General features: G+C 50.6%; 29 protein-coding genes and 1 tRNA gene. 21 read left to right on the forward strand and 9 right to left on the reverse strand.

The features are described 5' to 3' along the window. Positions 1–9 precede the first annotated feature (9 nt). Complete coding sequence (locus AACH41_RS02625; protein ID WP_275356653.1) at positions 10–1,185, reverse strand: efflux RND transporter periplasmic adaptor subunit; 1,176 nt, start codon at positions 1,183–1,185, stop codon at positions 10–12. Between the two features lie 147 nt (positions 1,186–1,332). Between AACH41_RS02625 and AACH41_RS02630 the strand changes: the two genes are divergently transcribed. After that, the gene (locus AACH41_RS02630) at positions 1,333–1,959 is read left to right on the forward strand and encodes a TetR/AcrR family transcriptional regulator (RefSeq protein ID WP_194749313.1); all 627 of its coding nucleotides are present in this window, start codon (positions 1,333–1,335) and stop codon (positions 1,957–1,959) included. A 169-nt stretch (positions 1,960–2,128) separates the two neighbouring features. Here the strand turns inward: AACH41_RS02630 and AACH41_RS02635 are convergent, their stop codons facing one another. The 4 genes from AACH41_RS02635 to AACH41_RS02650 form a co-directional block, all read right to left on the reverse strand. Then, entirely contained in the window at positions 2,129–2,356 is a 228-nt protein-coding gene (locus AACH41_RS02635) for a (2Fe-2S)-binding protein (protein ID WP_194749314.1), read from the reverse strand. A gap of 134 nt (positions 2,357–2,490) precedes the next feature. Next, on the reverse strand, positions 2,491–2,967 hold the full coding sequence (gene bfr, locus AACH41_RS02640) for a bacterioferritin (RefSeq protein WP_194749315.1): 477 nt from the start codon (positions 2,965–2,967) through the stop codon (positions 2,491–2,493). Positions 2,968–2,979: 12 nt separating this feature from the next. Further along, positions 2,980–3,468, reverse strand: coding sequence for a bacterioferritin (gene bfr, locus AACH41_RS02645; RefSeq protein WP_338656548.1), 489 nt, complete (start codon positions 3,466–3,468; stop codon positions 2,980–2,982). Between the two features lie 164 nt (positions 3,469–3,632). Further along, a complete protein-coding gene (locus AACH41_RS02650; RefSeq protein WP_275356656.1) occupies positions 3,633–4,223 on the reverse strand; it encodes an SCO family protein in 591 nt (196 codons plus the stop codon). Positions 4,224–4,335: 112 nt separating this feature from the next. Here AACH41_RS02650 and AACH41_RS02655 point away from each other — a divergent pair, with 112 nt between their 5' ends. Both AACH41_RS02655 and AACH41_RS02660 read left to right on the forward strand, forming a co-directional pair. Further along, positions 4,336–5,271, forward strand: coding sequence for a branched-chain amino acid transaminase (locus tag AACH41_RS02655; RefSeq protein ID WP_275356657.1), 936 nt, complete (start codon positions 4,336–4,338; stop codon positions 5,269–5,271). 31 nt (positions 5,272–5,302) lie between these two features. After that, positions 5,303–5,491 carry a zinc-finger domain-containing protein gene (locus AACH41_RS02660; protein WP_194749319.1) on the forward strand — a complete coding sequence of 63 codons (189 nt, stop codon included), beginning with the start codon at positions 5,303–5,305 and terminating at the stop codon, positions 5,489–5,491. A gap of 836 nt (positions 5,492–6,327) precedes the next feature. Here AACH41_RS02660 and murI read toward each other — a convergent pair. After that, positions 6,328–7,110 carry a glutamate racemase gene (gene murI / locus AACH41_RS02665; RefSeq protein WP_338656551.1) on the reverse strand — a complete coding sequence of 261 codons (783 nt, stop codon included), beginning with the start codon at positions 7,108–7,110 and terminating at the stop codon, positions 6,328–6,330. Between the two features lie 62 nt (positions 7,111–7,172). Between murI and AACH41_RS02670 the strand changes: the two genes are divergently transcribed. The 14 genes from AACH41_RS02670 to AACH41_RS02735 all read left to right on the forward strand — a co-directional run bounded on the left by AACH41_RS02670 (position 7,173) and on the right by AACH41_RS02735 (position 18,319). After that, positions 7,173–7,724 carry a cob(I)yrinic acid a,c-diamide adenosyltransferase gene (locus AACH41_RS02670; protein WP_338656553.1) on the forward strand — a complete coding sequence of 184 codons (552 nt, stop codon included), beginning with the start codon at positions 7,173–7,175 and terminating at the stop codon, positions 7,722–7,724. Positions 7,725–7,757: 33 nt separating this feature from the next. Beyond that, a complete protein-coding gene (gene pcnB / locus AACH41_RS02675) occupies positions 7,758–9,104 on the forward strand; it encodes a polynucleotide adenylyltransferase PcnB (protein ID WP_275356659.1) in 1,347 nt (448 codons plus the stop codon). Further along, the gene (gene folK / locus AACH41_RS02680) at positions 9,104–9,598 is read left to right on the forward strand and encodes a 2-amino-4-hydroxy-6-hydroxymethyldihydropteridine diphosphokinase (RefSeq protein WP_338656556.1); all 495 of its coding nucleotides are present in this window, start codon (positions 9,104–9,106) and stop codon (positions 9,596–9,598) included. Before pcnB ends, folK begins: the two co-directional genes overlap by 1 nt. A gap of 7 nt (positions 9,599–9,605) precedes the next feature. Further along, entirely contained in the window at positions 9,606–10,250 is a 645-nt protein-coding gene (locus AACH41_RS02685; RefSeq protein WP_338657569.1) for a deoxynucleoside kinase, read from the forward strand. A 60-nt stretch (positions 10,251–10,310) separates the two neighbouring features. Continuing rightward, entirely contained in the window at positions 10,311–11,120 is an 810-nt protein-coding gene (gene panB, locus AACH41_RS02690) for a 3-methyl-2-oxobutanoate hydroxymethyltransferase (protein WP_338656557.1), read from the forward strand. Positions 11,121–11,130: 10 nt separating this feature from the next. Then, positions 11,131–11,832 carry a tRNA (adenosine(37)-N6)-threonylcarbamoyltransferase complex dimerization subunit type 1 TsaB gene (tsaB, locus tag AACH41_RS02695; RefSeq protein WP_338656559.1) on the forward strand — a complete coding sequence of 234 codons (702 nt, stop codon included), beginning with the start codon at positions 11,131–11,133 and terminating at the stop codon, positions 11,830–11,832. A gap of 7 nt (positions 11,833–11,839) precedes the next feature. Then, on the forward strand, positions 11,840–12,301 hold the full coding sequence (rimI, locus tag AACH41_RS02700; RefSeq protein WP_338656560.1) for a ribosomal protein S18-alanine N-acetyltransferase: 462 nt from the start codon (positions 11,840–11,842) through the stop codon (positions 12,299–12,301). Positions 12,302–12,311: 10 nt separating this feature from the next. Next, positions 12,312–13,073: a hypothetical protein gene (locus AACH41_RS02705; protein ID WP_338656561.1), complete on the forward strand. Its 762-nt coding sequence runs from the start codon at positions 12,312–12,314 to the stop codon at positions 13,071–13,073. Positions 13,074–13,194: 121 nt separating this feature from the next. Then, positions 13,195–13,791 (forward strand): LemA family protein, encoded by a 597-nt coding sequence (locus tag AACH41_RS02710; RefSeq protein WP_194749326.1) that lies wholly within the window; start codon positions 13,195–13,197, stop codon positions 13,789–13,791. Positions 13,792–13,845: 54 nt separating this feature from the next. Beyond that, positions 13,846–14,667 (forward strand): YgcG family protein, encoded by an 822-nt coding sequence (locus AACH41_RS02715; RefSeq protein WP_338656563.1) that lies wholly within the window; start codon positions 13,846–13,848, stop codon positions 14,665–14,667. A gap of 9 nt (positions 14,668–14,676) precedes the next feature. Beyond that, positions 14,677–15,186, forward strand: a complete 510-nt coding sequence (locus tag AACH41_RS02720) for a TPM domain-containing protein (protein WP_338656565.1) — start codon at positions 14,677–14,679, stop codon at positions 15,184–15,186. A gap of 46 nt (positions 15,187–15,232) precedes the next feature. After that, positions 15,233–15,832, forward strand: a complete 600-nt coding sequence (locus tag AACH41_RS02725) for a hypothetical protein (RefSeq protein ID WP_338656567.1) — start codon at positions 15,233–15,235, stop codon at positions 15,830–15,832. Positions 15,833–15,899: 67 nt separating this feature from the next. Continuing rightward, positions 15,900–17,609, forward strand: coding sequence for a proline--tRNA ligase (locus tag AACH41_RS02730; protein WP_313986080.1), 1,710 nt, complete (start codon positions 15,900–15,902; stop codon positions 17,607–17,609). 65 nt (positions 17,610–17,674) lie between these two features. After that, positions 17,675–18,319 (forward strand): lytic transglycosylase domain-containing protein, encoded by a 645-nt coding sequence (locus AACH41_RS02735; RefSeq protein ID WP_338656570.1) that lies wholly within the window; start codon positions 17,675–17,677, stop codon positions 18,317–18,319. 74 nt (positions 18,320–18,393) lie between these two features. Here AACH41_RS02735 and AACH41_RS02740 read toward each other — a convergent pair whose 3' ends face one another. Together AACH41_RS02740 and queA are read right to left on the reverse strand one after the other, a co-directional pair. Next, entirely contained in the window at positions 18,394–19,266 is an 873-nt protein-coding gene (locus AACH41_RS02740) for a hypothetical protein (protein WP_338656572.1), read from the reverse strand. Positions 19,267–19,337: 71 nt separating this feature from the next. Next, positions 19,338–20,363, reverse strand: coding sequence for a tRNA preQ1(34) S-adenosylmethionine ribosyltransferase-isomerase QueA (gene queA, locus AACH41_RS02745; protein ID WP_338656574.1), 1,026 nt, complete (start codon positions 20,361–20,363; stop codon positions 19,338–19,340). A 54-nt stretch (positions 20,364–20,417) separates the two neighbouring features. On the opposite strand from queA, the gene AACH41_RS02750 reads away from it, so the two are divergent. Beyond that, positions 20,418–20,502 (forward strand) — tRNA-Leu (locus AACH41_RS02750). 165 nt (positions 20,503–20,667) lie between these two features. Then, positions 20,668–21,849, forward strand: coding sequence for an integrase arm-type DNA-binding domain-containing protein (locus AACH41_RS02755; protein ID WP_338656576.1), 1,182 nt, complete (start codon positions 20,668–20,670; stop codon positions 21,847–21,849). Between the two features lie 105 nt (positions 21,850–21,954). Here AACH41_RS02755 and AACH41_RS02760 read toward each other — a convergent pair whose 3' ends face one another. Then, on the reverse strand, positions 21,955–22,515 hold the full coding sequence (locus AACH41_RS02760; RefSeq protein WP_338656578.1) for a hypothetical protein: 561 nt from the start codon (positions 22,513–22,515) through the stop codon (positions 21,955–21,957). Positions 22,516–22,821: 306 nt separating this feature from the next. On the opposite strand from AACH41_RS02760, the gene AACH41_RS02765 reads away from it, so the two are divergent. Both AACH41_RS02765 and AACH41_RS02770 read left to right on the forward strand, forming a co-directional pair. Then, positions 22,822–23,523, forward strand: coding sequence for a plasmid recombination protein (locus AACH41_RS02765; protein WP_338656580.1), 702 nt, complete (start codon positions 22,822–22,824; stop codon positions 23,521–23,523). Positions 23,524–23,675: 152 nt separating this feature from the next. Continuing rightward, entirely contained in the window at positions 23,676–25,109 is a 1,434-nt protein-coding gene (locus AACH41_RS02770) for a ParB/Srx family N-terminal domain-containing protein (RefSeq protein ID WP_338656582.1), read from the forward strand. Positions 25,110–25,139 lie beyond the last annotated feature (30 nt).

Below are 25,139 nucleotides of genomic sequence, written 5' to 3' on the forward strand. Positions count from 1 at the left end.
GATGACTCCCTATATTGGCTTGGTTGAGCGGCTTTTGTCGGTCGACACAATTTTTACCGGCATTCCAGGCCGTATTTTTTGCAGCCCATTCACTACCAGTCTGTCGCCTGCATTCAGGCCCTGGCGTACCACCCACTGGCCATCCAGCGTCTTGTCCGCCTGAATATTCCTGAGTTGCACCTTGCTATCCTTGTCCAGCACATACACGACAGGGTCCCCTTTGGCGTCGCGACTCACGCTTCGTTGTGGCACCAGGATGGCGGTTTCTGCAACGCCTTGTTCCAGGACTGCGCGCACATACATGCCCGGTAAGAGTACGCCTTTGGGGTTGGGGAATATGGCCCGCAGCGACACGGTGCCTGTCGACTGGCTTACGGTAATGTCTGCAAATGCCAGCTTGCCAGTCAGTGCATAGGTACTGCCATCCTCAAGGACGAGTTTCACTTCGGCCTGGTTTTCTCCTGCCTTCTTGAGGCGGCCACTCTCCCAGTCATGGCGCAGCCGCAACAGATCAGCGCTAGACTGGGTCACATCGACATAAATGGGATCAAGCTGCTGGATATTGGTCAGCATGGTTTCCTGATTCGCAATCACCAGGGCGCCCGGTGTAATGTTCGATTTCGCCACCCGTCCAGAAATCGGCGCCAGGACGCTGGTGTATGCCAGGTTGATTTTTGCTATTTGCAATGCGGCCTTCGCCAAATCTACCTCTGCCTGTGCCTGATCCAGCGCTGATTGCGCATCTTCCAGATCCTGCTTGCTCACGGCTTGTATGCTCGCCAGCTCGTGATAACGCTCAGCCTTGCTTTTTGCAGCCACAAGATTCGCCTGGGCTTTATTCAGGCTTGCCTGCGCACTGTCTAATGAAGCCTTGTATGTGGAAGGGTCAATTTGGTACAGCTGTTGGCCCGCCTTGACATCTGTCCCTTCGGTGAACAGGCGTTTTTGCAAAATACCACTGACCTGCGGCCGGATCTCGGAAACCAGAAAGGGGGATGTGCGTCCAGGTAACTCGGTTTTCAGGTTAACCGATTGTGGCTGGAGGTTAATGACTTCCACTTCTGCTGGCGGAGGGGCTGCCGGTGCAGGGGCTGCGCCCTGATGACAACTGGTAAGTAATTCACATAAAGCGAGCAATACCGGAAATGCCGTCGCCAAACGCATGGTCTGTAATGTTGGTTTCATAGGATTCTCCTTTTAAGTGCCGCCATGAAAATTGGTTTTTTTCAGGTTGCCTTAAATTAGATTGAGTATTCATTCTAGATTGAATGATCATTCTAATATAGAATACTAAAAAAGCAACTTTTATTTTTAATGATGACAGGAGAAGTCATGTCCCTCTCGAACATACAGAATAGCCGTGCGGACCTACGGCGCAACCAGGTGCTGACGGCCGCGACTGAGTGCTTTAGAAACCAGGGCTTTCATGGCACCAGCATGTCCCAGATATCCAAAGCTTCGGGCATGAGTGTTGGGCACATCTATCATTACTTTGAGAATAAAGAGGCCATTATTGAGGCGATCGTGGAAAAAGATTTGCTCAAAATACTCAATGTTGCTAACCGCGTTGAGCAAAACCGGGGCGACGGTGATATCTTTGATGCCCTGATTGCTGACGTTGAAACGACTGCGATGGATACTTTCTATGATCCAGATGCGCCCTTATTGCTGGAGGTGATTGCCGAGGCCGCACGCAATCCAAAAATTGCCAATATCATCCGCCGCGCAGAAGCCACGGCCATGGAAAGTATCAAAAGTTATTTTCGTAAAGGAATGATGCAACGGCAAATGAACATCTCAGAAGAGGCGCTAGATACCGCTTGTAATTTGATAGCTTCTTTGTTTGAAGGCTTTACTATCCGGTTGATCAGGAATCCTGACCTTTCACTGAAACGTACTATCCCGATGTTAGGCAGGACGATTCGGTATGTTCTGGAGCACGAGTTAAATGCCAGCTAACAAGTAGGATGGTTAAAAGTAACTGTGTTTTGAGAGATTAGACAAGCGCTGAGAGTTGCTTTTGGCTCACTTGTGCACGCGGAGAAGATCGTGATTGGCAAGAGTGATGTTTGCCAAAAGCGGGCAATAAAAAAGGGCTGATAGCCCCTTTTTTTGAAACTGTATGTAATCAGGCGGCGCCTAATTGTACAGGTGTTAACTGGATCAGTTTTTTAACCAGGCCCGGATGTTGTTCTGCATGTGCCTCTTTCAGGCAGGCTTTGGCACAGCTGGCACATTTGCCGCATTCTGCCCCTACGCCCAGTTGATCTTTCAAATGCTTGACGGTTTTTGCGCCATTCTTCACTGCTTGATGAATCTGTCGCTCTGTCACTGCATTACACACGCAAACGTACATATTGCCTCTAATTAAGTTCACTAATGATAATTATTATCATTTAATGTGACTTTGTCAAGCGGCATATGGTTCCTTGCAGCCATAAAAAAAGCCGCTTTCGCGGCTTAATTCAATGATTCACTAGCGTGTATCAGCTAATCAGACTCAATCTGTGATTGCAGGTAATTAGGTAGGGTCACGTCTTCGATCAGGCTTTGCTGGGTTTCCAGCCAGTCGATGGCTTCTTCACACGCTTCAAGCAACTCGGTCAACAAGTCGCGTGTGACGTAATCTTGCAGTTTCTCGGCTTCTGCAATCGCCTCTACCAGTTGCGGGCGCTGTACTTCTTTTTCAAAGCTCAGGTCGCCCTGCAGACATTCCACCACCTCTTCGCCTATGAGTAACTTGCCCAGGTTTTGCAGGTTAGGCAGGCCATCCAGAAAAAGAATGCGTTCAATCACCTCGTCCGCTTCTTTCATGACGCGGATGGATTGTTTGTACTGGTAGTCATTCAGTCGCTCGAGCCCCCATTTTTTGAACATGCGCGCATGCAAAAAATATTGGTTGATCGACGTCAGTTGGTTTTTAAGCACCTTGTTCAAGGTGGTAATGATTTGTTTATCGCCTTGCATGCGTGATACTCCTTATGCAGCAGAAGGGCTGCTACCCATTTGGCTCTGGCAGTAGTTTTCGATACCCACCAGTTTGATCAGATTGAGCTGTTTTTCCAGCCAGTAGGCGTGGTCCATTTCGGTATCTTCGAGTTGCACCAGCAACATTTCGCGGGTGACGTAATCTTGCGCTTGTTCACAGGCTTCCATAGCCTTTTTCAGGTGTTTGACCACGGTGTACTCCAACGCCAGATCAGACTCCAGCATGGATTTCACATCCTTGCCAATATTGAGTGATTCACGCTTGGCCAGATTGGGTTTGCCTTCGAGGAACAGAATGCGCTGTATCAAGGCACGTGCATGTTCGCGTTCGTGCAGCGATTCATGCAGGCTATGCTCTGCCAGGCTGACCAGGCCCATATCGGCATACATTTCACCGTGAATCAGGTATTGATCGGTGGCGGACAACTCGCCTGCCAGCAAGTCGTTCAGTATCTCTATAATTTTTTTGTCGCCCTTCATGACGGCTCCTTGCACGTTTCAGATGCTAGCCATCATACAGTAAAAATAAATTGATGCAATTGAAATTTTTATGTAACTATTTGATTTTAAATGATATTTTAAATAGAAACATAAATGACAATCGTTCTTGATGCGCTTGGGGTGAATCATTCCAGTCAGCGAGGCTATAACAGCAACGAGAGGTCATGCGCAATATTCTCTGGCTTTTCGCCATAGCCCTCGTAAACACGCGGTGCGCCAGTCTTATCAAACACATACAAGCCTGCACTGTGGTCCATGGTGTATCCTGATTTTCCCGGCTCACTGACTTTGGCAGCATACACCTTATATTCGCTCAAATTGGCCGCCACTTCAGCCGGGGTGCCGCGCAAGCCAATAAAACGCGCATCAAAGCCGGGGACGAACTGCGCCAACACCGCTTGCGTGTCGCGCTCCGGGTCCACCGTCACAAACAGCACCTGTACATCGTTGGATTTTTCACCCAGTAATTGCATCGTCTTTTTCAGGTCGGTCATGGTAGTGGGGCAGACATCCGGGCAATGCGTGTAACCAAAAAACATCACCACGACCTTGCCTTTAAAGTCGCTCATATGACGCAATTTGCCCGTGTGATCGGTGAGAGACAGCGGCTGCCCAAACTGGGTACCAGTCAGGTCGGTGCCAATAAAGCGGGCAGAGGGCCCTTGCTGGCAAGCCACCAGCAGCATGCTCAATAGCGAGAACACCAGATAAAGCCACTTAAATCGCACAGGCATGCAAAAAATCCTTGTAAATCATCATTGAAATGGATTCTAGCATAGGCGAAAAGCGCGCAGATTAGTTTACAATACTGGTTTTTGATGACTGACGGATTAAAGGCGAGTTTAAATGGCAATACCGAGTTCGATGGCAGACCGTGACGGCGTTATCTGGTACGACGGCAAAATGGTCAACTGGCGTGACGCCACCACCCATGTATTAACCCACACCCTGCACTATGGCATGGGCGTGTTTGAAGGGGTGCGTGCCTACAAAACTGACAAGGGGACAGCGATTTTCCGCCTCAAAGAGCACACAGACCGCTTGTTCCGCAGTGCGCATATCCTCGGCATGAAAATGCCGTTTGATAAAGCGACCATCTCCGAAGCCCAAAGAGCTGCTGTGCGTGAGAATAATCTCGACTCTGGCTATCTGCGCCCGATGGCGTTTTATGGTGCAGAGGCCATGGGCATTTCTGCCAAAACCTTATCTACTCACGTCATTGTTGCCGCCTGGAGCTGGGGTGCTTACATGGGCGAAGAGGCGATTACCAAAGGCATTCGCGTAAAAACGTCTTCTTTTGCGCGTCACCACGTCAACATCACCATGTGTAAAGCCAAAGCCAATGGCAACTATATGAACAGCATCTTGGCACACCAGGAAGCGGCGCAGGATGGTTACCAGGAAGCGCTGTTGCTGGATGTGGACGGTTTCGTGGCTGAAGGTTCCGGTGAAAACATTTTCATCATCCGTAACGGCAAGCTGTACACGCCAGACCTGACCTCTGCGCTGGAAGGCATTACCCGTGACACCATCATTCACCTGGCCAAAGAAGAGCTGGGCCTGGAAGTGATTGAAAAACGCATTACGCGTGACGAAGTCTACAGCGCTGACGAAGCCTTCTTCACCGGCACTGCTGCTGAAGTGACGCCTATTCGTGAACTGGATAACCGCGCCATTGGCGAAGGCACCCGTGGCCCGATCACTGAAAAACTGCAAAGTATGTATTTTGATGTGGTTAAAGGGAAAAACGCCAAGTACGCTCACTGGCTGACCCTGGTTTAATGAATTGTTGCCTGTTTGCTGGAGAGTTTGAATGTCTGATGTCAAAGAGTTTGAAGTAGACGGCAAAGACTTGCCATTGCATTGCCCAACCAAAGAAGTTGCTTTGTGGGCATCACATCCAAGAGTGTTTCTGGATGTGGCGAAAACGGGGCAGGTCTCTTGCCCGTACTGCGGGACGAAATACCGGTTGAAACCCGGCACACAGGTGCATCACCATTAAGTCAAAATCCACGCATCGCGTGGGTTTTTTTTGGTGGGGTTGTTGCGTAGTTTAGAAGTTTTAGGAAAGTCATTTGGTATTTCTGCGTCATTCCGCGGAGGCTGGAATCCATGCGAGGCGAAGGGTTGGTTTGGCTGTAATAAAAGAGCAAACGTTGCATATGTTGGAAGTACAAATGGATATTTCTTTGGATAGTCATACTTCTATTTCGCCTGTAGGCGAGTTACTTTTCTTTGCTTGCCCAAAGATAAAGTAACCAAAAGAAAGTGCACCCCAGCTTCCGCTTGTTTCCTGTGTTGCTCGTCAAAATAAGCGCTCGCAGAACTCATCCTAGCGGCCTGCACAAAACGCAGGCCACCGCGGGATTCGAACAGCCGCTCGCTTAATCTTATTTTGTCTGCGCTACTCGGCGCGGCAGATGGGGACCCCGAACACCATGCGAGCGCAACCGTCATTTGTTTCAACAAAAGAATTGGAGATTCAAACCGTCCAAACTTCAACGATGCAACTTTGGCGAGATAAATCCCATTCCATCACGCTGAGTAGCGGAGACAAAGTAAGAAACAAGGGAGCGACTGTCTGAGCTCTGCGGCAGCTTGCGGGGTGTGCAGGCTGCTAGGACGAGTTTCGTGACCGCTTACTTTGTTGAGCAACGCAAGGGAGCCGCAAGGCCGTGATGGCTGGGTGTCGTCCTCTTTGGTTACTTTCTGGGGGACCAGCACCAGAAAGTGACTCGACGAGAGGCGAAAGAGTAGTCTGTGAATGCGACGAGTTGAAGAGTCTTTTAAGTGATAAATAAAAAATTACTTTTTTAGGATGTCCCTATTCGTAATCAGCTAAACCGAGTTGCTCCACAAGGCTTGCATTACTTGCTGAGTTTCTTCTGTTCCACTGGTCAAAAACACAAAATCCCCAGCTTCCATAGCTGCATTAAGTATCTGCTTTTGCTCCAGCACCTGATGTAGGCGCTTGGCAACCGCAGCCCCGGTATCAATCAAGGTGACTTCAGGCCCCACAATCTTTTGAATCTGCTTTTTAACAAATGGATAGTGCGTGCAACCCAGCACTATAGTGTCTGCGCCTGCAGCTATGAGCGGTTGGCAGTACTGCTGCAGAAGTGCCAGTGTCTGTGGGGTATCCAGCTGCCCCTGTTCTATGCACTCTACCAGTCCCACGCAGGCTTGTGTCACGACTTGTACACCCTGACCATAATGCTCGAGCAGGGCGGCGAATTGCGCACTTTTGAGGGTGCCAGTGGTGGCGAGCACGCCGATGATGCCGTTTTTGCTGGCCGCTGCCGCGGGTTTGACGGCGGGTTCCATGCCGATAATGGGTAGAGTGTAACGCTCGCGCATGGCGCTGATGGCCGCGGCAGTGGCGGTGTTACAGGCGACGACCAGCGCTTTGGCGCCTTGGGTGATGAGGGTGTCGGCGATGGTAAAGCAGCGCTGCTGAATTTCTGTCGCCGTTTTGTTGCCATAAGGCGCATGTGCGCTGTCAGCAAAGTAGTAGAAATGCTCGTGTGGCAGCTGGCGGGTTAAGTGTTTGAGGACGGTGAGGCCGCCGACCCCGGAATCCATGACCCCGATTGGGGCGTTGACTGCAATCGCTGAGCACATCGAAATGGCACGGTATGATTTATAATGGCTGGATTATATCGGATTTTATACGGGTGACAGGGATGGCCAACCGGCTGAGCAAGATTTACACGCGTACCGGCGATAGCGGTACGACCGGGCTGGGCGACGGCACGCGCGTCGCAAAGTCTGATCTGCGCGTGGAAGCCATGGGTGACGTGGATGAGCTGAATGCGGTGTTAGGCATGTTGCTGGTTGAAACCTTGCCTGAGGATGTGCGTGACAGTCTGCTGGCGATACAGCATGACTTGTTCGATTTGGGCGGTGAATTGTGTATGCCAGGGCATACGTTTATGCAGGCTGGCCGTGTCGCGTTTTTGGAAATGACGCTGGATACCTGGAACGAAGCATTGACGCCGTTAAAAGAGTTTATATTACCTGGCGGCAGTCGGGCAGCCGCGGTGTGTCATTTGGCACGCACGGTGTGTCGGCGTGCCGAGCGGGTGTTGCATGCCTTGCATGCGCAAGCACCGGTGACGCCCGTGGCCTTGCAATACCTGAACCGTTTGTCCGATTTGCTGTTTGTCCTCTGTCGTACCTTAAACCGGCATGCGGGTGTGTCGGATGTCTTGTGGAATAACCAACATAAACTGTAGCGCGGCGCAGGCTGACGCTCGAATTGCAAAATAATGATTAAACAATTACTGCAGAAAGTATTCCGTCGGCGTGCCAGCGCGAATACACACACTCAATTGCCAGCGGCACAAATCATCCAGGCGGGCAAGCACAAAATCAACCAGAAACATATCAGCCAGGCGGCCCTCAAAACCTGCGACCAGCTGCAAAAGGCCGGGTTTCAGGCTTATATCGTCGGCGGCGCAGTGCGCGATTTGCTGCTTGATCATCCGCCCAAAGACTTTGATGTGGCAACCAATGCCACCCCTGAGCAGGTGCATAAGGTTTTCCGCCGTTCGCGTATTATTGGCCGCCGTTTCCGGCTGGTGCATGTGTTATGGGGGCATGAGACTATAGAAGTGTCTACCTTTCGCGGGCATCACCTGAGTGAGGGCGATGCTGAAACCAATGACAGTGGCCGTATCATTCGCGATAACGTGTTTGGCAGCATAGAAGAGGATGCGGTGCGCCGCGACTTCACCGCCAATGCTTTATATTACGACCCCAAGCGGCAGGAAGTGCTCGATTTTCATAATGGGGTGGCCGATATTCGTGCCAAAACCTTGCGTATCATCGGCGACCCGATCAAGCGTTATCAGGAAGACCCGGTGCGTATGTTGCGCGCCGTGCGCTTGTCAGCCAAACTGGGCTTGAAGTTGGAGCGAGATACCGAGACCCCGATTCGCAAGCTGGCCGATTTACTTGAAGACGTGCCGCCTAGCCGCTTGTTTGATGAAATGCTTAAGCTGTTCTTGTCCGGGCATGCCATTGAAAGCATCAATGCTTTACGTGCGCAACAGTTACATCACGGCTTGTTGCCGTTGCTGGATGTGATACTTGAGCAGCCCATGGGCGAGAAGTTTGTCATGCTGGCGCTTAAGAATACCGACGAGCGCATTTCGTCCGGCAAGTCATCCAACCCCAGCTTTTTGTTTGCAACCTTGTTGTGGCATGAAGTCTTGCTTGCCTGGCAAGAAAACCAGAAGCGTGGCGAACATATGATTCCTGCGCTGCATGAGGCGATGAACGAAGTCATCGACAAGCAAGCCGAGAAGATGGCGATTCATAATCGCTATACGACCACCATGAAAGAAATCTGGGCCATGCAGCCGCGCTTTGAACAGCGCTCGGGCAAGCGGCCATATGCCTTGCTCACGCATCCGCGTTATCGCGCCGGCTATGATTTTCTGCTGTTGCGCTGTGCCTCTGGCGAGCTGCCGCAAGAAATCGGTGACTGGTGGACGCGTTTTGCCGATGCCGGGACAGAAGAGCGTACCGCTATGCTGCTACCGGAAAGCGGACCGAAAAAACGTAGACGCAAGCCACGCAAGAAAAAACCGGCGGGTGGAGACCTGGCCTGATGGCGATTGCCTTGATTGCCCTGGGCGGCAATTTGCAGCAGCCGGAGCGGCAGGTTAGCAAAGCCATTGAGGTGTTGGCGCATACGCCAGGCTTGACGCTGCTGCAAGCTTCTAGCCTCTATGCCACCGCCCCTGTGGGGTATGATAACCAGCCAGACTTTATCAATGCCGTGGTGCAAATGGCGACCGAGATCGAGGCGCCACACCTCATGAAATTGCTGTTGGAGATAGAACAGCAGTTTGGCCGCGAGCGCCCTTTTCCCAATGCGCCACGTATTCTGGACCTGGATCTGCTCGATTATGACGGCATGCAGTTGGATACCACGCTGCTCACCCTGCCGCATCCACGCATGCATATGCGCGGCTTTGTGGTGGTGCCGCTGGCTGAAATTGTGCCGGACTTTGTGCTGCCATCCGGGCAGAGTGTTGTAGAATGGTTGACAACAAACAAGCACGACGACGTGCGCAAACTGGATCCGAATTCAATCCGCTAGACGAGCAATCTCCATGTTTACCCGCTTTCCTTATGTTGTCATTGAAGGTCCTATTGGTAGTGGCAAAACCACGCTGGCCCGCATGCTGGCAGACAAGTTTTCGGTAGAGTTACTCTCCGAAAAAGCCGAAGCCAATCCTTTTTTGACCCGCTTTTATCAGGATGCGCAACGCTACGCCTTGCCTACGCAGCTGTTTTTCCTGTTTCAGCGTTCACGGCAGATTGAGGATATGGCGCAGCGTGACATGTTTGGCCAGCCTACGGTGTCTGACTTCTTTCTCGAAAAAGACCCGCTGTTTGCGCGCCTGAATCTCGATGATGAAGAGTATTCGCTTTACCATCAAATTTACCAGCACTTGCAGCTGAAGGCACCCAAGCCTGACCTAGTGGTCTATCTGCAAACCCCGGTTGATGCCTTGATGGATCGTATTGAAGAGCGCAATATCAGCTATGAGCAAGACATGCCGCGCGAGTATATTGCGCGTCTGGCTGAGGCTTACAGTGAATTCTTTCATGCTTATGATGCTTCACCTTTGCTGATCGTCAACAACGAAAAGCTCAATATCATTAAAGACCCGGAAGCCTTTGATTTGCTGATCGAACGCATAAGCCAGATCAAGAGCAGCCGCGAGTACTTTAATCCTAATTTCTGATGCGGGTCTGCTGCGACGCATGTGCTTTTTGCGGGCAGCCTTTTAAGACGACATAACGACATGCTGAATACTCTGATCACCAGGGCCAGATCGGGCGAGAAGATTGCCATGCTGACCTGCTATGACGCCACCTTTGCCAAGTTGCTGGCATTGGCGGGGGTGGATGTATTGCTGGTCGGGGACTCACTAGGCATGGTGATACAAGGCGGCAGCAACACGCTCGCCGTCACCATGCAAGACATGATTTACCACACCCGTATGGTCGCCAGAGGCGCGCCGCATACGGTCATCATGAGCGACATGCCTGCTTGCAGCTATGAGCATGATAAGGAAACTGCGCTCACTAACGCACAAACCCTACTCGCGGCAGGCGCGCATATTGTCAAAATCGAGGGCGGTGGAGACATGGTCGAAACCGCGCGCTATCTGATTGAAAACGGTGTGCCGGTCTGTGCGCACCTTGGCTTTACCCCGCAATCCGTTGAAAAGCTGGGCGGCTATAAAATCCAGGGCAAGACAGAAGAAAGCGCCCGCGCCATGCTGGCCGATGCGCAAGCGATGGCCGCCGTCGGCGTCAGTATGGTGCTGTTTGAAATGGTGCCCGCCGCTCTGGCGACGCAGATTACGCAAACGATTCAGGTGCCTACCATAGGCATAGGCGCCGGGGCAGGCTGTAGCGGCCAGGTGCTGGTATTACAAGATTTGTTGGGCATTTATACTGGCCCCGCCGACAAAGCGCCGCAAGACTACAAAGCGCCCAGGTTTGTGCAAAACTTTTTGCAACAGGGCGGCAGTGTGCAGGGCGCGGTGGAGAGTTATGTGCACGCCGTAAAGACCGGGTGTTTTCCTGAGGAAAAGCATCGTTATTAATCTGCGTACCATGAAATTACTTGCCATCGAATCCTCCACCGAAACGCTTTCTCTGGCCCTGCAAACCGAGGCCGGGTTATTGACGTTTGATGAAGTCACCGGCCCTGCCGCTTCGCAACGCATCTTGCCGGAAATCCAACATTTATTGATGAAGGCTGGCGTAAAGTTGCCTCAGTTGGATGGCATCGTCTATGGCATGGGGCCAGGTGCATTTACGGGTGTGCGTGTTGCCGTCGGCGTGACACAAGGCTTGGCTTTTGGTGCAGATTTGCCAGTGGTAGGGATCAGCTCGGTCTTGGCCGTGGCTGAGACAGCGTGGCTGCAAACGCAGTCCGAGAAGGTGCTGGTGTGCCTGGATGCACGTATGGGCGAGGTCTATCATGCTGCTTTTATCCGCGAAACGGATCAGTGGCTGGCGGTGAGTCCGCCGGTGGTGTGTAAGCCACATGAGGTGCCTGCAATAGCGGGCGAAGGTTGGTTGGGGGCGGGCTCGGGGTGGCTGGTGTTTGCCGAGGGCTTGTCCGCGCAATATGCAGGGCAGGTGAGTGAATTTGCCACTGAATGTTTGCCTAAAGCCAGTGCCATGCTCAACTTGGCGCAGCCATTGTTTTTGGCAGGGCAAGGGCAGGCGGCCCATGAGGCGGCCCCTTTGTATGTGCGCAACCGGGTGGCGTTGACCGCTGCCGAGCGTGCGCAAGGCCAGACCTTGTAAGGGCCATATGAGCGCATTACCACATTCTCAACCCAGTTTCAGGCCGATGACAGAGCAGGATCTGTCTGCCGTGATGCGTATCGAACCCACCATTTACAGTCATCCGTGGACCCTGGGCAATTTCAGAGACTCCCTCAATGCCGGCCATAGCGCCTGGGTCATGGAGTTGGCGGGCGAGTTGGTCGGCTATGCGCTGGTGATGATGGTGCTGGATGAAGCCCACTTGCTCAACATCAGTGTGGCAAAACCGTTTCAGGGGCAGGGTTTTGGGCGTGCGTTGCTGGCGCAGATGATTGCCATCTCTCGCCGCTATCAGGCGGCCAATATGTTTCTTGAGGTGCGGGTCAGCAATGCGTCCGCGATTGCCTTGTATGAGGCGCTGGGGTTTTGTGAAATGGGCATACGCCGCAATTATTATCCGACTAAGAGCGGCCGCGAGGATGCGGTGCTGATGGGCTTGGCCTTATGAGCAGGAGGGCATGATGAGCTTGACCCGTGACGATATGCTGCGTGAACTGGAGTTGTTGCCGGCATGGCATGTGCGCATGCCGCCAGTGCTGGAGATGGCTGCTGCCATGCCGCAAACAGCGCCTGTGTCTGTGGGCGAGCAAGTGACCCTTGTCGCAGAAAAAACGGTCCCTCCAGATGTGACAGAGACCCCTCCCGAGTTACCTGTCACTGAGTCGCCAACCATGGCCCAAGTGCTTGCTACAGCGGAGTCAGCACATGTTTCCCCCTCCAACTGGGATACAAAAGTTGCTGAAGAGGCCCCCGTGCACAGCGTGTCGCTTGACGCGCCAGCACTGGCGCTTGAGGTGGATCACCCTGTAGAGGATATCGCCGCTGAGACGCCAGCCGAGAGCGTTGCAACGCTGATTCAGTCTCCCTGGCTGATCTATTCGACCCGCCCCGTTGACGCCCCCAGCCAGCAATTGCTGCAAAACATCATGCAAGCCATGCAGTTACCTGCTGATGAGGTGACCGTGACTCATGAACCGTTGCAACGCGCACAGGTCAGCAGCCGCTTTTGTGTGCTATTTGGCCTGGCGGCCGCCAATCAGTTTTTAAATGCCCAACATACCGAGATCGCAGCCGTGCGTGGTCAGTTGCATGCAGTGGGTGACTTGTCGTGTGTGGTGACGCATGACTTGGCTGCGATGTTGCAAACACCTGCGCTCAAGCGTGAGGTATGGCAGGACTTGTGCCTGTTACTGGCAAAGAAAAGCGAACTGATGGCTTGAATAAACACTTCTTTGGCCGCATCTATTGCAGTGTTGTGAAGTGTTTGAATGTGGCTAACCAATCGTGGCAAGCCCGTAACCACCAAATATTTTTAAGTGATTGAAGACTGGAGTCTCAAATATGCGCCGTTTATTCACTCTGTTGTTGCTGACTGCCACACTTAGCCTGTCTGGTTGTGGCTATAACCAGTTCCAAAGCCTGGATGAAGAAACCAAAGCCAATTGGTCTGAAGTGCTCAACCAGTACCAGCGCCGGGCCGATCTGGTGCCTAACCTGGTTTCGACAGTCAAAGGCTATGCCAGCCATGAAGAAAAAGTACTGACTGAGGTGACCGAGGCGCGCGCCAAAGTCGGCAGCATGCAAGTGACGCCAGAGTTGCTGAATGATCCTGAGGCGTTTGCCAAGTTTCAGGCGGCGCAAGGTCAATTGACCAGTGCCTTGTCACGCTTGATGGTGGTGTCAGAAAACTACCCTAATCTGAAGGCAGATGCCAGTTTCAGGGACTTGCAGGCGCAGTTGGAAGGCACAGAGAACCGTGTCACCGTGGCGCGTAACCGTTACATCGAATCCGTGAAGCAATACAACGTCGCCGTACGCAGCTTTCCAAACAACCTGACCGCCATGATGTTTGGTTATCAGCCCAAGCCCACGTTTACGGTAGAAAACGAAAAAGCCATTTCTAGCGCGCCTAAAGTCGATTTTGGTGACAGCAAGTAACGGCGGGTGGCTTTGCGCTTAAGAGCATTATTTCTTACCTGGTGCCTGTTCTGCATGGCGCTGGTCAGCCATGCAGACGATCTGGTTGCTATCCCTGCTTTACAGGCTGCGGTTACCGATTTGACGCAGACCTTGCGTCCTGAAGAGCAAGCGGCCCTGAACCAGAAGCTGAGCCAGTTTGCACAGCAAGCTGGCTCGCAGGTCGCGGTACTGATCTTGCCCAGCACGCAGCCAGAAGACATCGCGCAATTTGGCATTCGCCTGGCCGAAGCCTGGAAAATTGGCCGCGATAAGCAGGATGATGGCGTGATTGTGATCGTCGCCAAAAACGACAAAAAAATGCGCATTGAAGTCGGCTATGGGCTGGAAGGGGCGATTCCTGACGCGATTGCCAAGCGCATTATTGCCGAGCAAATGGCGCCGGCCTTCAAGCAGGGCCAGTTTTACAACGGCCTGAATCTGGCCACGGATACCTTGATCAAGCTGATACAAGGCGAGCAACTGCCCGCAGCGGATAAATCATCCTCGCATCACTCAAATGCGGATGGCTGGATGACCATGCTGCCGATATTGATGTTTGCCGCCATTATCGCCGGGGCGATTTTCAAGAGCATGTTAGGGGATTTTCCGGGCAGCCTGGTGACTGGCGGTGCGTTGGGTGTACTGGCCGGATTCATGGGGGCCACTTTGCTGGTCATGGGCTTGGTCGGCCTGGCGGCATTTGTCTTTACACTGGCCATGGGCGGGCGCGGTGGCAGTGGTATCCCGTATTCTGCGGGCGGCTTTGGCGGCTACTCAGGCGGCAGCCGTGGGCCAGATATTTTCAGTGGCGGTGGCGGTGATTTTGGCGGCGGCGGGGCTTCCGGCGATTGGTAAACTAAACACATGAAACCCATTCATCCTCTCAAACGCTGGTTTAAGCATGCCTGGAGCCATCCTCGCCAGGTCAAGGCGCTGTTTTCTGCACAGGCGCTGGCCAATATTGAAAATGCTATCTCACAAAATGAACACCATCATGCCGGTGAAATACGCGTGGTGATTGAATCTGGCTTGCCTGCCTATGCTATCCTGCTAGGGCTCACCCCAAGGCAACGCGCCATTCACTTGTTTGGTCAGTTGAATATCTGGGATACCGAGCATAACAATGGCGTACTGATTTACCTGTGTCTGGCCGATCAGGATGTAGAAATTGTCGCCGACCGCGGTATTCATCGGCAGGTGGGGCAAGCAGGCTGGCAGCAGATTTGCCAGCAGATGGAAGGGATGTTCAGAAGTGGGCAGTTTGAAGCAGGTGTGGTTTACGGTATTCAGGCCATTGGCCAACATTTGGCAGCGCATTTTCCGCCCGAAGCTGTGCCGCGTAACGAGTTGTCTAACCGCGTCCTTATTCTCTAGCGCACACCTGTTCTCTGGTTTTGTATTGGCCTGCTTATCGGGCGCGATGCCAGCACAGGCCGATCTCAAAGACATCTATCGTATTTATCACAGTCCTCCCACCCTGCAAGCTTTTGAGATTTGTCAGGGCGGGGGCTGTGTCCAGTCAGACGTGCTGAGCCTGAGTTCTGCCGAATGGGACAATGTCGAGCAACTATTTACGCCGCTGCCAGCGACTGCAGAGGCCGAGCGCGAGGCCATTGCAAAAGCCATCGGCCTGCTGGAGGACATGGTCGGTACCAAAATTGGTACTGCAGCAGACCGTGCCGGGACGTTTAACAACAGTGAATACCTGCATCAACAAGACTGCAACGACGAAGCGATCAACAGTACGACCTATCTGCGACTGATGCAGCAAGCTGGCCTGATCCGTTACCATGACATTCTGGATACCCGCACCCGCAAGTTTTTTCTAACCGGCTGGCCACATACGGCCGCCGTCATCCGTGAGCAGGCCAATCAAGCTGAATATGCGGTTGATAGCTGGTTCTACGATAACGGCTATCCGGCCACCATCATCCCGATGGCGACCTGGAAAGACGGATACATTCCTACCGATAGTCCGATCTTGCAACGGCCACAGCAAAAAGAGGCGACTGCCGAGTAGGCGCGGATGACGCCGCCAGCGAATAAGGCTAAAATCGCGCTTTCGGATTTTAATTAAAGTTATTCTTATGCGCGCCTCACAATTTTTCATTGCTACCCAAAAAGAAGCCCCTTCAGACGCTGAACTCATCAGCCACAAACTGATGGTGCGTGCCGGCTTGATCAAAAGGCTGGGCAGCGGGTTGTATAGCTGGATGCCGCTGGGCTTGCGCGTGCTGCGCAAGGTAGAAAACATTGTGCGCGACGAGATGAACAAGGCGGGGGCACTGGAGCTGTTGATGCCCGCCGTGCAGCCTAAAGAGTTGTGGGAGGAAACCGGCCGCTGGGCGGTGTTTGGCCCACAAATGCTCAAGATTCAGGACAGGCACGAGCGTGACTTCTGCTTTGGCCCCACGCATGAAGAAGTGATTACTGACATCGCGCGTAAGGAAATCAGCAGCTACAAACAGTTGCCGCTAAATTTTTACCAGATTCAGACCAAGTTTCGTGATGAGATTCGCCCGCGTTTTGGCGTGATGCGTGCCCGCGAATTTTTGATGAAAGATGCCTACTCTTTCCATACCAGCGTCGATTGCCTGGTGAATACCTACAACACCATGCACACCGCATACAGCAATGTGTTTACGCGCCTGGGTCTCAAATTCCGCGCCGTGAAAGCTGACTCTGGCGCCATTGGTGGCGATGGCTCGCAAGAGTTTCACGTACTGGCAGACAGTGGTGAAGATGCACTGGCCTATTGCGAGCAATCTGATTACGCGGCTAACGTAGAACTGGCCGAAGCCGTGGCGACTGGCAGCCGTGCTGCAGCCACAGAAGCCATGCGTGAAGTAGATACACCCAAGCAGACCACGTGTGAAGATGTGGCCAAATTGCTGGAAGTGCCTGTGAGCAAAACCGTGAAGTCGGTGGCCTTGGTAGTGGATGGTGTGTTTACGCTGGCCTTGTTGCGCGGTGATCATCAACTCAATGAAGTGAAATTCGGCAAGGTAGAGGGCGTGAAAGAGTTCCGACTGGCAACAGAAGAAGAAATCCGCGCCAACCTGAACTGCCCACCTGGCTTTATTGGCCCGGTTGGCGTGAATGCCAATGTACGCGTGGTGGCCGATAGAACCGTGGCCCTGATGAGTGACTTTGTCTGTGGCGCCAATAAACCTAAGTTTCACCTGGCAGGGGTGAATTTTGGCCGCGATTTGCCTGAGCCAGCCATCGTGGCCGATATCCGCAACGTGGTAGAAGGCGATGCGAGCCCGGATGGCAAAGGCACCCTGAGTTTGTGCCGCGGCATTGAAGTCGGCCATATTTTCCAATTGCGCACCAAGTATTCAGAAGCCATGCAGGCGACTTACCTGGACGAAAACGGCCAATCACAAGTGATGGAAATGGGCTGTTATGGCATTGGCGTGTCACGGATTGTGGGGGCAGCGATTGAGCAGGGCAATGATGACAAGGGCATTATTTTCCCCTTGAGCATGGCACCGTTTGCGGTGGTGATCTGCCCGATCGGCCTCGATAAGAGTGAGGCCGTCAAACAGGCCGCGTTTGAGCTCTATGCGCAACTGCAACAGGCGGGTGTAGATGTCTTGCTCGATGACCGTGGCGAGCGTCCGGGGGTCATGTTTGCAGAAAGTGACCTTATGGGTATTCCGCACCGCGTGGTAATTGGTGACCGTGGCCTGGCTGAAGGCAAGGTAGAATACAAAGGCCGCACCGATGCTGAGGCACAAAACCTGCAAGTGGCTGATTGTTTGGCCTTTTTGCAGCGCAAGCTTGCTGAGTAATTAGCGGGATTAAATCCCTCTTTTTGCCCGTCCACCGCACGCCGCTTGTGATTACAATAGGCAACATGAAAAAAGTGTTTTTTTATGTGGTTGCCTTGTTAGTCACCGGCCTTTGTCTGTGGGCGGCGCCTTCTATGGCGGGCAATCAAAAAGAAGAGCCGCTGGCCAATAGCGTTAAAGCTGTGATGCAAAAATCCGTCAGTGACTTGGCGGCGCCGCGTCTGATTTTTGATTCCGAGCAGGCAGCACAAGTCTGGTTGCAAGAGATGTCAGCTCGCTTGGCCAAGCGCATGCCAGACGCGCACTACCGTGAAGATTTTCTCAAGTCCGTGCACTATGAAGCCACACGCGCCGGGCTGGATCCTCAGTTGGTGCTTGGCCTGATTCATGTTGAAAGCGGTTTTAAAAAGTATGCAGTCTCTAGCGTGGGCGCAAGAGGCTATATGCAGGTGATGCCTTTCTGGGTGCAGTCTATTGGTACGCCTGAGCATAACCTGTTTGATATGCGCCTGAATCTGCGTTATGGCTGCACGATATTGCGCCATTATCTGGATATTGAGCGCGGCGATTATTACCGGGCCTTGGGTAGATATAACGGCAGTCTGGGCAAGCCGGACTATCCCAATCTAGTGGTGGGTGCCTGGCGCAATCATTGGCATTACACGCCATCGCCGCAAGTGATCAAAGTGAATATGACCAGCAGCCAGTAAAAAATGATTTACAGGTGACGTGTGCCTGACAGCAATCAAAAAACCGCGCTTGAATCAGCGCGGTTTTTTATGGGTTACTTGACGACCTTGAATCCGTAATAGGTGCCAAACTCGCCTTCCGATTCGTGATAGATGAATAACATGCCGTTGGTGTATCCCAGTCCATTAAAGTGATTTTGTGAGCGCAACTTCATGTTGGCGGGTAAGGCGCTTTTACCCACATATTGCCCGTTCAAGTCAAAAATCAATACGGCTTTATGGTCTACGTCTAGCAAGGCCAGCTCATTACCCGCCACGCCGGTGAAGGCGACAAAATGGTCGCTGACATCATCGTGGGCTACTTTGGCTTTGGCAAAGTCCAGCTTGATCTCCTGCAGTTTTTCGCGCTGCTTGGTATCCACAACAAACACGAGATTGCCGTGCTCTTGCTTGGCGAAATAGTGTTTGCTCACTGGGTCATAACTTGGCATGGTAGCCGCATCGCCAAAGGCTGGGTTGAATTGTGAAATTTCGCCAGAAGTGCCCAGCAGTTCGCCAGTCTCGGCCACTTCCAGGCTGAAAATCCCGGTGTTAGGCAAAAAGCCTACCGCGCTAGAAATGTTGTAAGTAATGATCTCCAGCTTGCCGCTATTGGGGTTGAAATAGAGCGAGCGGTTATCAAACCCCGGTTTGGCTGACTGCACATACTTGCCGTCGCCGGTAAACGTATGCACTTCAGACTTGGAGATGGGCGCTTCAAACTCGCTGCCCATGGGCGCCAGGCCGCCATCGGCAATGTAGTAATGCTGGTTGGCGGGCAAGTAGGCCACGCCCATCGGGCGTGTGGTTGGTTTCTTGGCCAGCGGGATTTTGATGCCGATTTCTGCCTCAGGCAAAATCTCGGCCTGGGTGGTGAGCGTCAGGCATAGCAGTGCCAAGCCGCTCAAAGTTTTTGGGATGAATTGCATATCTCCGTATCCTAGTTTTTATCAGTGTTTAATAGACGTTATTTTAGTCTGCAAGTTTAATACTGGGCGGATTACTTGCGCGTGATCAGCATGGCATCGCCATAACTAAAAAAGCGGTAAGACTGGGCAATGGCATGCGCATAGGCCTCACGTATCAAATCGTAACCGCCAAATGCCGAGACCAGCATCATCAAAGTGCTCTTAGGCAGGTGAAAGTTGGTGATCAAACGATCCACCAGTTTAAACTCAAATCCTGGCGTAATAAAAATATCCGTGTCGCCATGGTGCGCAAACAACTTGCCGGCATGTGCTGCGCTTTCCAGCGTGCGCAATGAAGTGGTGCCCACGGCTGTGACCCGTTTTCCTTCAGCACGGGCTGCGAGGATGGTAGAGATGGTCTCTTCCGGCAAATGGTAAACCTCGCTATGCATATGGTGCTCGGCGATATTGTCTACCTTCACTGGCTGAAACGTCCCCGCGCCCACATGTAGCGTCACATAACGCACATGGACGCCTTTATCCATTAGCGATTGCAACAGCATCTCGTCAAAATGCAACCCCGCTGTTGGCGCGGCCACTGCGCCCGCATGCTTGGCAAACACCGTCTGGTAGCGGCTATCGTCGGTCGCATCTGCCGCGTGCTCAATATACGGCGGCAAAGGTAATTGGCCATACTGTTCCAAAAAGTCATACCACGACTGTTCGCCAAGTAAGCGAATATGGAACATATCCTGCACCCTGCCGAGCACCTCAGCCTGCATCTCGCCAGCCAGGTGCAGCATACTCCCTGCCTTTGGGGAGCGGGATGATTTGATTTGCGCATAAGCCTCTTGAGGCGACAGCACGCGGTCTATCATCACCTCAATCTGTCCGCCAGTGGCTTTCTGGCCAAACAATCTGGCCTTGATGACTTTGGTATCGTTCAGGACCAGCACATCGCCTGCGGCAAACTGCTCGCCAATCTGCCGGAACAAATTATCCTTGATGGAACCGTCTTGCGCATTGACCTCTAGCAAGCGGCTTTCTGAACGATTGGGTAACGGATATTGAGCAATCAGGTGGGGCGGAAGATAAAAATCGAAATCTAGAGTTCTCATAAATGAAAATTATGGTTATAATAGCGGTCTTTGATGTCCTACATTATATCCCATGCCGGGATGGCGGAACTGGTAGACGCACTGGACTCAAAATCCAGCGCCGCAAGGCGTGCCGGTTCGATTCCGGCTCCCGGCACCACGTAGTTGTACAAATAAGTCCAAAGAAATCCAATTTAGCCCGTAAATCAATGAGTTACGGGCTTTTTTGTGTCCAAAGTAGTCCAAAGTCGTCGTTTGACATCCACGGCTAAATAGGGGTAACTTAAGGGGTAACAAATTTTACCCGATTAGGAGTTACCCCGAAATGGCTCTCTCAGACACAGCTTTACGGAACGCAAAACCAACAGAAAAGCCATACAAGCTATATGATGAGCGCGGCCTCTATCTGATCGTAAATCCCAATGGGGGTAAATGGTGGCGTTTAAAGTATCGTCTGGACGGTAAGGAGAAAACGATCTCACTAGGGACTTATCCTGAAGTTACCTTAGCTCAAGCCAGGGCTAAGCGTGATGATGCTCGTGCGCTTGTGGCGGGTAACACTGATCCAAGCCACCATCGTAGAGAAGCCAAAACCCAAGCTAAGCTCGCATCTCAGAATACCTTTGAGGCTATCGCAAATGAATGGCATGCCTTACACAATAAAAGTAAATCAGAACGTCACCAGCAACGCGTCAAACGCTGGTTAGAGTTTTATCTTTACCCAAGCATTGGTCGGAAGGTAGTATCAAGCATAACCGCGCCAATGGTCCTAGAAACTACTAGTATTTTGCAGAAGCAAGGCAAGCTAGAGACGGCGCACCGAATTATTCAAACTGCCGGGCAGGTCTTTCGCTATGCCATTCAAAAAGGACTTGCCTCCTACAATCCAGCACCAGATCTCAAAGGTGCATTGCCACCACCCGTAGTTAAGAACATGGCCGCAATAATTGAGCCTAAAGCCTTTGCAGGCGTTCTACGGAGCATTGACGGTTACACAGGAACGCTCACTGTGCAATGTGCTTTAAAGCTTGCGCCTTTGTTATTTCAGCGTATCGGCGAGTTGCGTCACATGAAATGGGCTGAGCTCGATTTTGAAAACAACGAGTGGCGCTATCTCGTGACCAAAACAAATACTCAGCACATTGTGCCTCTCTCTACCCAAGCGATAGATATCATCAAAAAGATGCGCCCATTCTCGGGTCACGGCATGTATGTTTTTCCAGGTGGCCGTACCCATGAGCGGCCAATGAGTGAAAACGCAATCAATGGGGCATTGCGTAACTTAGGATATGACACTCAAACTGACATCACTGGTCACGGCTTCCGTGCTGTGGCACAGACACTAGGTGAGCAGGAGTTGGGTTTAGATCCCAAACATATCGAAAGACAACTTGCACACTCAGTAGCAAACCCGCTGGGAACTGCTTATGAGCGCGCTCAGTTTTTAAAAGACCGCAAAGTTATGATGCAGCGCTGGGCTGACTATTTAGATAAATTAAAGTCATGACTGACTTGTCGTAAAGATTAAACGGGCATTAATCAGTCAATAATTTTATGTTGGAAAGTATATTGTTTTTATCCAAAAGTATATCTTGTGAACGGTTTCAATCATCTAAATGACACTTATACTGTCCATGGTCGTTTTTTTATTACGTTCAATTGCATAAATTTTTCGAACAAGCTTAACCATTTCACTTTCGGGTTGAAAGTCACTCAAAACTCTTATGATTTCCTCAAGTTTACTTTCATACTTATTTTGAAATTCAATCGACTTTTCAAATATCGGTCTTAGTAAGCTGTCAGACTGTTTCATACTTTTTTCAAATAGTTCTTCTTCCTCACATGTTTCTATTGACTGATAAATGCTTTCAAGCAATTTATCGCTAGGGTCAATCTTTTTTGCTACACCAGCAATTAATTTAAGCCGGTAAGTACTAGGTGTTTTACTTTGAGGTTTTTTACTGCCGTATTGTCTAAGTAAATCCTCACTAATTTCAAATTGCGTGTGGAGTTTTATTTGTGATGCTAAGTCTTGGTAAGACATTTTTTTAAAAATAACATGATCAAACATCAAAAGATTTAACCTGTGAATTCTCTTTTTAATGTCTGTTAACTCATTGATTTGTCGAATTTCAGCCTTTAGCTGCTTGTCTGTTTTGTAACCTTTTTTCATCAGTTTTTTAAAACTCCATTCATAACCTAGTTACGGAAATACTTTTGCTTGTTTAGTACAGTTTCCTCATGAATTTTTTAAAGGAGATTTTATGTACGAAAACTTAGAATTTTTTACCGTCAGGCAAATTACCAAACCCCACGGGATCCTACCAATCTCTCGGTCCGGATGGTGGGCTGGGGTTCAGGCTGGTAAGTTTCCTCAGCCTCAACGTGGAACTTTACTTGGTCCGAGAGTAACTGTTTGGCGGAAGAAAGATATATACAAGCTTCTTACAGATATTGACTCTAAGTTTGAGGACTGATTATGAACAAAGACTCGCAATTTTACTTTGGTGTAACTAAGATTAAGAATATGAATAATCTTAAGACAGCACTTCTTCATAATCTTAGACTGCTTAAGCCAAGAGATAATATTGATCAAAAGTTGTCAGGACTAAACTATCAGCTGGGCGAAGAGAGGACGCTAGATTTAGCACTCATTTATTTTAAATTTCTTAAAAGACAATTTCATATTCGGTTTCGTAAAAATCAAATCATCGCGGTCGAGGTCGTTGTGAGCATGCCAAACATGCAAAAAAAATCAGACTTCGAGAGTAAGCTTTACTTTGAAGCTTGCCACGACTTTATAATTAATGATTTCCAATGCCCGGTTCTCTCTTCTGTGATTCATCAGGATGAGTCTTATCCACACGCACATTTTATTGTTATGCCCGTTCGAGATGGCAAAATGGCTGGTGCTAAGGTATTGGGTGGGCCTGTTGAATTTAATAAACGCCGCCAACGATTCAAAGATGTAGTTTTGAGTCGTTTTTTTGACTTGCATTCTATTCCAGAGAGTAAGTCAAAACGACTGTCTGGCCGATTGCTAGCTAATATTTCAAACGCAGATATTAAGGTTAAAGATTTATTGCCCTTAGTGAGATTCTTTATAAAAAAGAGCCCAGAGCTCTGTTTTAGCTTGCTGCCCAAAGAGTTAGGGGGCAAGAGTGCGTTTGAAAGTAGATAATGACGAAGATTGTTCAGGATCCATTTAGGTTTGACCAACATAAAGAGGATTGCTTAAAAATAGCCGCCCCTGATTAAATCACGATGCTATACTTTAAAAAAATCTAACATATTAAGATACCAATACAAGTAACGCAAAACTGGGGCGGCGGAATGGGAAGAGATGATTTCACATTACAGTCAATGGTCAGCATTGATGATATTTTTTTAGATGAAAAAAACCCTCGTATTCGTTCTGGTAGCAACCAAAGCGACTGCATCGAAAAGGTGCTCCGCAAAGAAGATCAGATGCTAAACCTTATGGAAAGCATCGCCAAAGATGGACTCTCTACTGCGCAAATACTAGTTTCGCCTGCAGACACTTCTGGAAAATGGGTAGTTAAAGATGGTAATCGTCGTGTTACCGCACTCAAACTTCTTAATAATCCATCACTTTGCACTAACGAGGCTCTGCGCATCAAGATCGCACAAATTGTGGCGATTCATGGCAGCAATATACCCAGCAAAATTGACTGCTTGTCTTCAGACAAGCAAGCATCAATTGCGCAAGAGTTAGTGTTACGCCACTCCGGTCAGTTAAATGGGGTAGGTCAGATAGGTTGGTCGTCTTATTTGAGAACGATATATTTACTCAATAACACTCTGGCGGCTGAATACAAACGTGCAGGCCAATATTTGCTATGGTCTGAGAACCATCAGATTGAGGTTGATGATGAATTTCCAATTTCAACAGTGACACGTTTTTTTACAGCCGAAAACATTAAAACCCTCGGCTTTGAGGTGCAGGGTGATGATCTTGTGTTGACTGCACCAGTACAGGTTGCCATCATCATGGCGCGTCGTGTTGTTGACGATTTTGGTACTGGTCGGGTAAAGGTTCAAGATGTGTTTTCACCTGACCAAGCAATGGAGTACCTAAAGAAGGTTCGCTCAGACGCTGGCTGGCCTCTGCCTGCTACACCTTCTTCTGCAAGCAGTCCAAATCCAGCATCAACGCCTACATCTGCAGCGCCCACTTCAACGGCAACTAACCCTACTACGCAGACGAGTCCTACACAAACAACTCCTGCAACCAACACATTACCTGCTGGAGCCGGTCCTACCAGCACTCCACCAGCAGCAGGCCGACCGCCAAGTAAACCGTCCTGGGACAGAAAAAAACTATTTACCACAGCCTCCCCAGCTCCGGCGGTGTTGGCTGCAAATCTGAAAGCTAAAGGTGTCCTATTCGAAATCTCTCAGATCAAAGATGTTCGAATGAGCCCATTAACTGTTGCGTTTTTATTGCGAGCACTGATAGAGCTAAGTGAACTGCATTACAGAAATGCAAATGGTTTGACGGATAAAAGAAAGCTAGCCGATAATATCTCTGCTGCTTGCGATTCTATGTTAACAACTAGCAAAATTACAAAAAGCCAATCAGACCTGGTCAAGGCATACACCGTAACAACTCAAACCGATGTGAGTATCTTCAATATCGATACGCTTCAGAAATATTTACACAGACCATCGCACCTGCCTTCTAGCTCAACCATCATCACATTCTGGGATGAGCTATGCCCATTTGTTCGGGCTTGCTGGTCATAAAATAGTGATGGCCAAGACTATGCGAAATTG

Source organism: Methylophilus sp. DW102, assembly GCF_037076555.1.
Lineage (GTDB): Bacteria > Pseudomonadota > Gammaproteobacteria > Burkholderiales > Methylophilaceae > Methylophilus > Methylophilus glucosoxydans.

What these genes read in the sequence shown, in the direction of transcription:
- AACH41_RS02625 (WP_275356653.1), bottom strand. Translation starts at nt 1,185, where the DNA reads ATGAAACCAACATTACAGACCATGCGTTTGGCGACGGCATTTCCGGTA.
- AACH41_RS02630 (WP_194749313.1), top strand. Translation starts at nt 1,333, where the DNA reads ATGTCCCTCTCGAACATACAGAATAGCCGTGCGGACCTACGGCGCAAC.
- AACH41_RS02635 (WP_194749314.1), bottom strand. Translation starts at nt 2,356, where the DNA reads ATGTACGTTTGCGTGTGTAATGCAGTGACAGAGCGACAGATTCATCAA.
- bfr (WP_194749315.1), bottom strand. Translation starts at nt 2,967, where the DNA reads ATGCAAGGCGATAAACAAATCATTACCACCTTGAACAAGGTGCTTAAA.
- bfr (WP_338656548.1), bottom strand. Translation starts at nt 3,468, where the DNA reads ATGAAGGGCGACAAAAAAATTATAGAGATACTGAACGACTTGCTGGCA.
- AACH41_RS02650 (WP_275356656.1), bottom strand. Translation starts at nt 4,223, where the DNA reads ATGCCTGTGCGATTTAAGTGGCTTTATCTGGTGTTCTCGCTATTGAGC.
- AACH41_RS02655 (WP_275356657.1), top strand. Translation starts at nt 4,336, where the DNA reads ATGGCAATACCGAGTTCGATGGCAGACCGTGACGGCGTTATCTGGTAC.
- AACH41_RS02660 (WP_194749319.1), top strand. Translation starts at nt 5,303, where the DNA reads ATGTCTGATGTCAAAGAGTTTGAAGTAGACGGCAAAGACTTGCCATTG.
- murI (WP_338656551.1), bottom strand. Translation starts at nt 7,110, where the DNA reads ATGTGCTCAGCGATTGCAGTCAACGCCCCAATCGGGGTCATGGATTCC.
- AACH41_RS02670 (WP_338656553.1), top strand. Translation starts at nt 7,173, where the DNA reads ATGGCCAACCGGCTGAGCAAGATTTACACGCGTACCGGCGATAGCGGT.
- pcnB (WP_275356659.1), top strand. Translation starts at nt 7,758, where the DNA reads ATGATTAAACAATTACTGCAGAAAGTATTCCGTCGGCGTGCCAGCGCG.
- folK (WP_338656556.1), top strand. Translation starts at nt 9,104, where the DNA reads ATGGCGATTGCCTTGATTGCCCTGGGCGGCAATTTGCAGCAGCCGGAG.
- panB (WP_338656557.1), top strand. Translation starts at nt 10,311, where the DNA reads ATGCTGAATACTCTGATCACCAGGGCCAGATCGGGCGAGAAGATTGCC.
- tsaB (WP_338656559.1), top strand. Translation starts at nt 11,131, where the DNA reads ATGAAATTACTTGCCATCGAATCCTCCACCGAAACGCTTTCTCTGGCC.
- rimI (WP_338656560.1), top strand. Translation starts at nt 11,840, where the DNA reads ATGAGCGCATTACCACATTCTCAACCCAGTTTCAGGCCGATGACAGAG.
- AACH41_RS02705 (WP_338656561.1), top strand. Translation starts at nt 12,312, where the DNA reads ATGATGAGCTTGACCCGTGACGATATGCTGCGTGAACTGGAGTTGTTG.
- AACH41_RS02710 (WP_194749326.1), top strand. Translation starts at nt 13,195, where the DNA reads ATGCGCCGTTTATTCACTCTGTTGTTGCTGACTGCCACACTTAGCCTG.
- AACH41_RS02715 (WP_338656563.1), top strand. Translation starts at nt 13,846, where the DNA reads ATGGCGCTGGTCAGCCATGCAGACGATCTGGTTGCTATCCCTGCTTTA.
- AACH41_RS02720 (WP_338656565.1), top strand. Translation starts at nt 14,677, where the DNA reads ATGAAACCCATTCATCCTCTCAAACGCTGGTTTAAGCATGCCTGGAGC.
- AACH41_RS02725 (WP_338656567.1), top strand. Translation starts at nt 15,233, where the DNA reads ATGCCAGCACAGGCCGATCTCAAAGACATCTATCGTATTTATCACAGT.
- AACH41_RS02730 (WP_313986080.1), top strand. Translation starts at nt 15,900, where the DNA reads ATGCGCGCCTCACAATTTTTCATTGCTACCCAAAAAGAAGCCCCTTCA.
- AACH41_RS02735 (WP_338656570.1), top strand. Translation starts at nt 17,675, where the DNA reads ATGAAAAAAGTGTTTTTTTATGTGGTTGCCTTGTTAGTCACCGGCCTT.
- AACH41_RS02740 (WP_338656572.1), bottom strand. Translation starts at nt 19,266, where the DNA reads ATGCAATTCATCCCAAAAACTTTGAGCGGCTTGGCACTGCTATGCCTG.
- queA (WP_338656574.1), bottom strand. Translation starts at nt 20,363, where the DNA reads ATGAGAACTCTAGATTTCGATTTTTATCTTCCGCCCCACCTGATTGCT.
- AACH41_RS02755 (WP_338656576.1), top strand. Translation starts at nt 20,668, where the DNA reads ATGGCTCTCTCAGACACAGCTTTACGGAACGCAAAACCAACAGAAAAG.
- AACH41_RS02760 (WP_338656578.1), bottom strand. Translation starts at nt 22,515, where the DNA reads ATGAAAAAAGGTTACAAAACAGACAAGCAGCTAAAGGCTGAAATTCGA.
- AACH41_RS02765 (WP_338656580.1), top strand. Translation starts at nt 22,822, where the DNA reads ATGAACAAAGACTCGCAATTTTACTTTGGTGTAACTAAGATTAAGAAT.
- AACH41_RS02770 (WP_338656582.1), top strand. Translation starts at nt 23,676, where the DNA reads ATGGGAAGAGATGATTTCACATTACAGTCAATGGTCAGCATTGATGAT.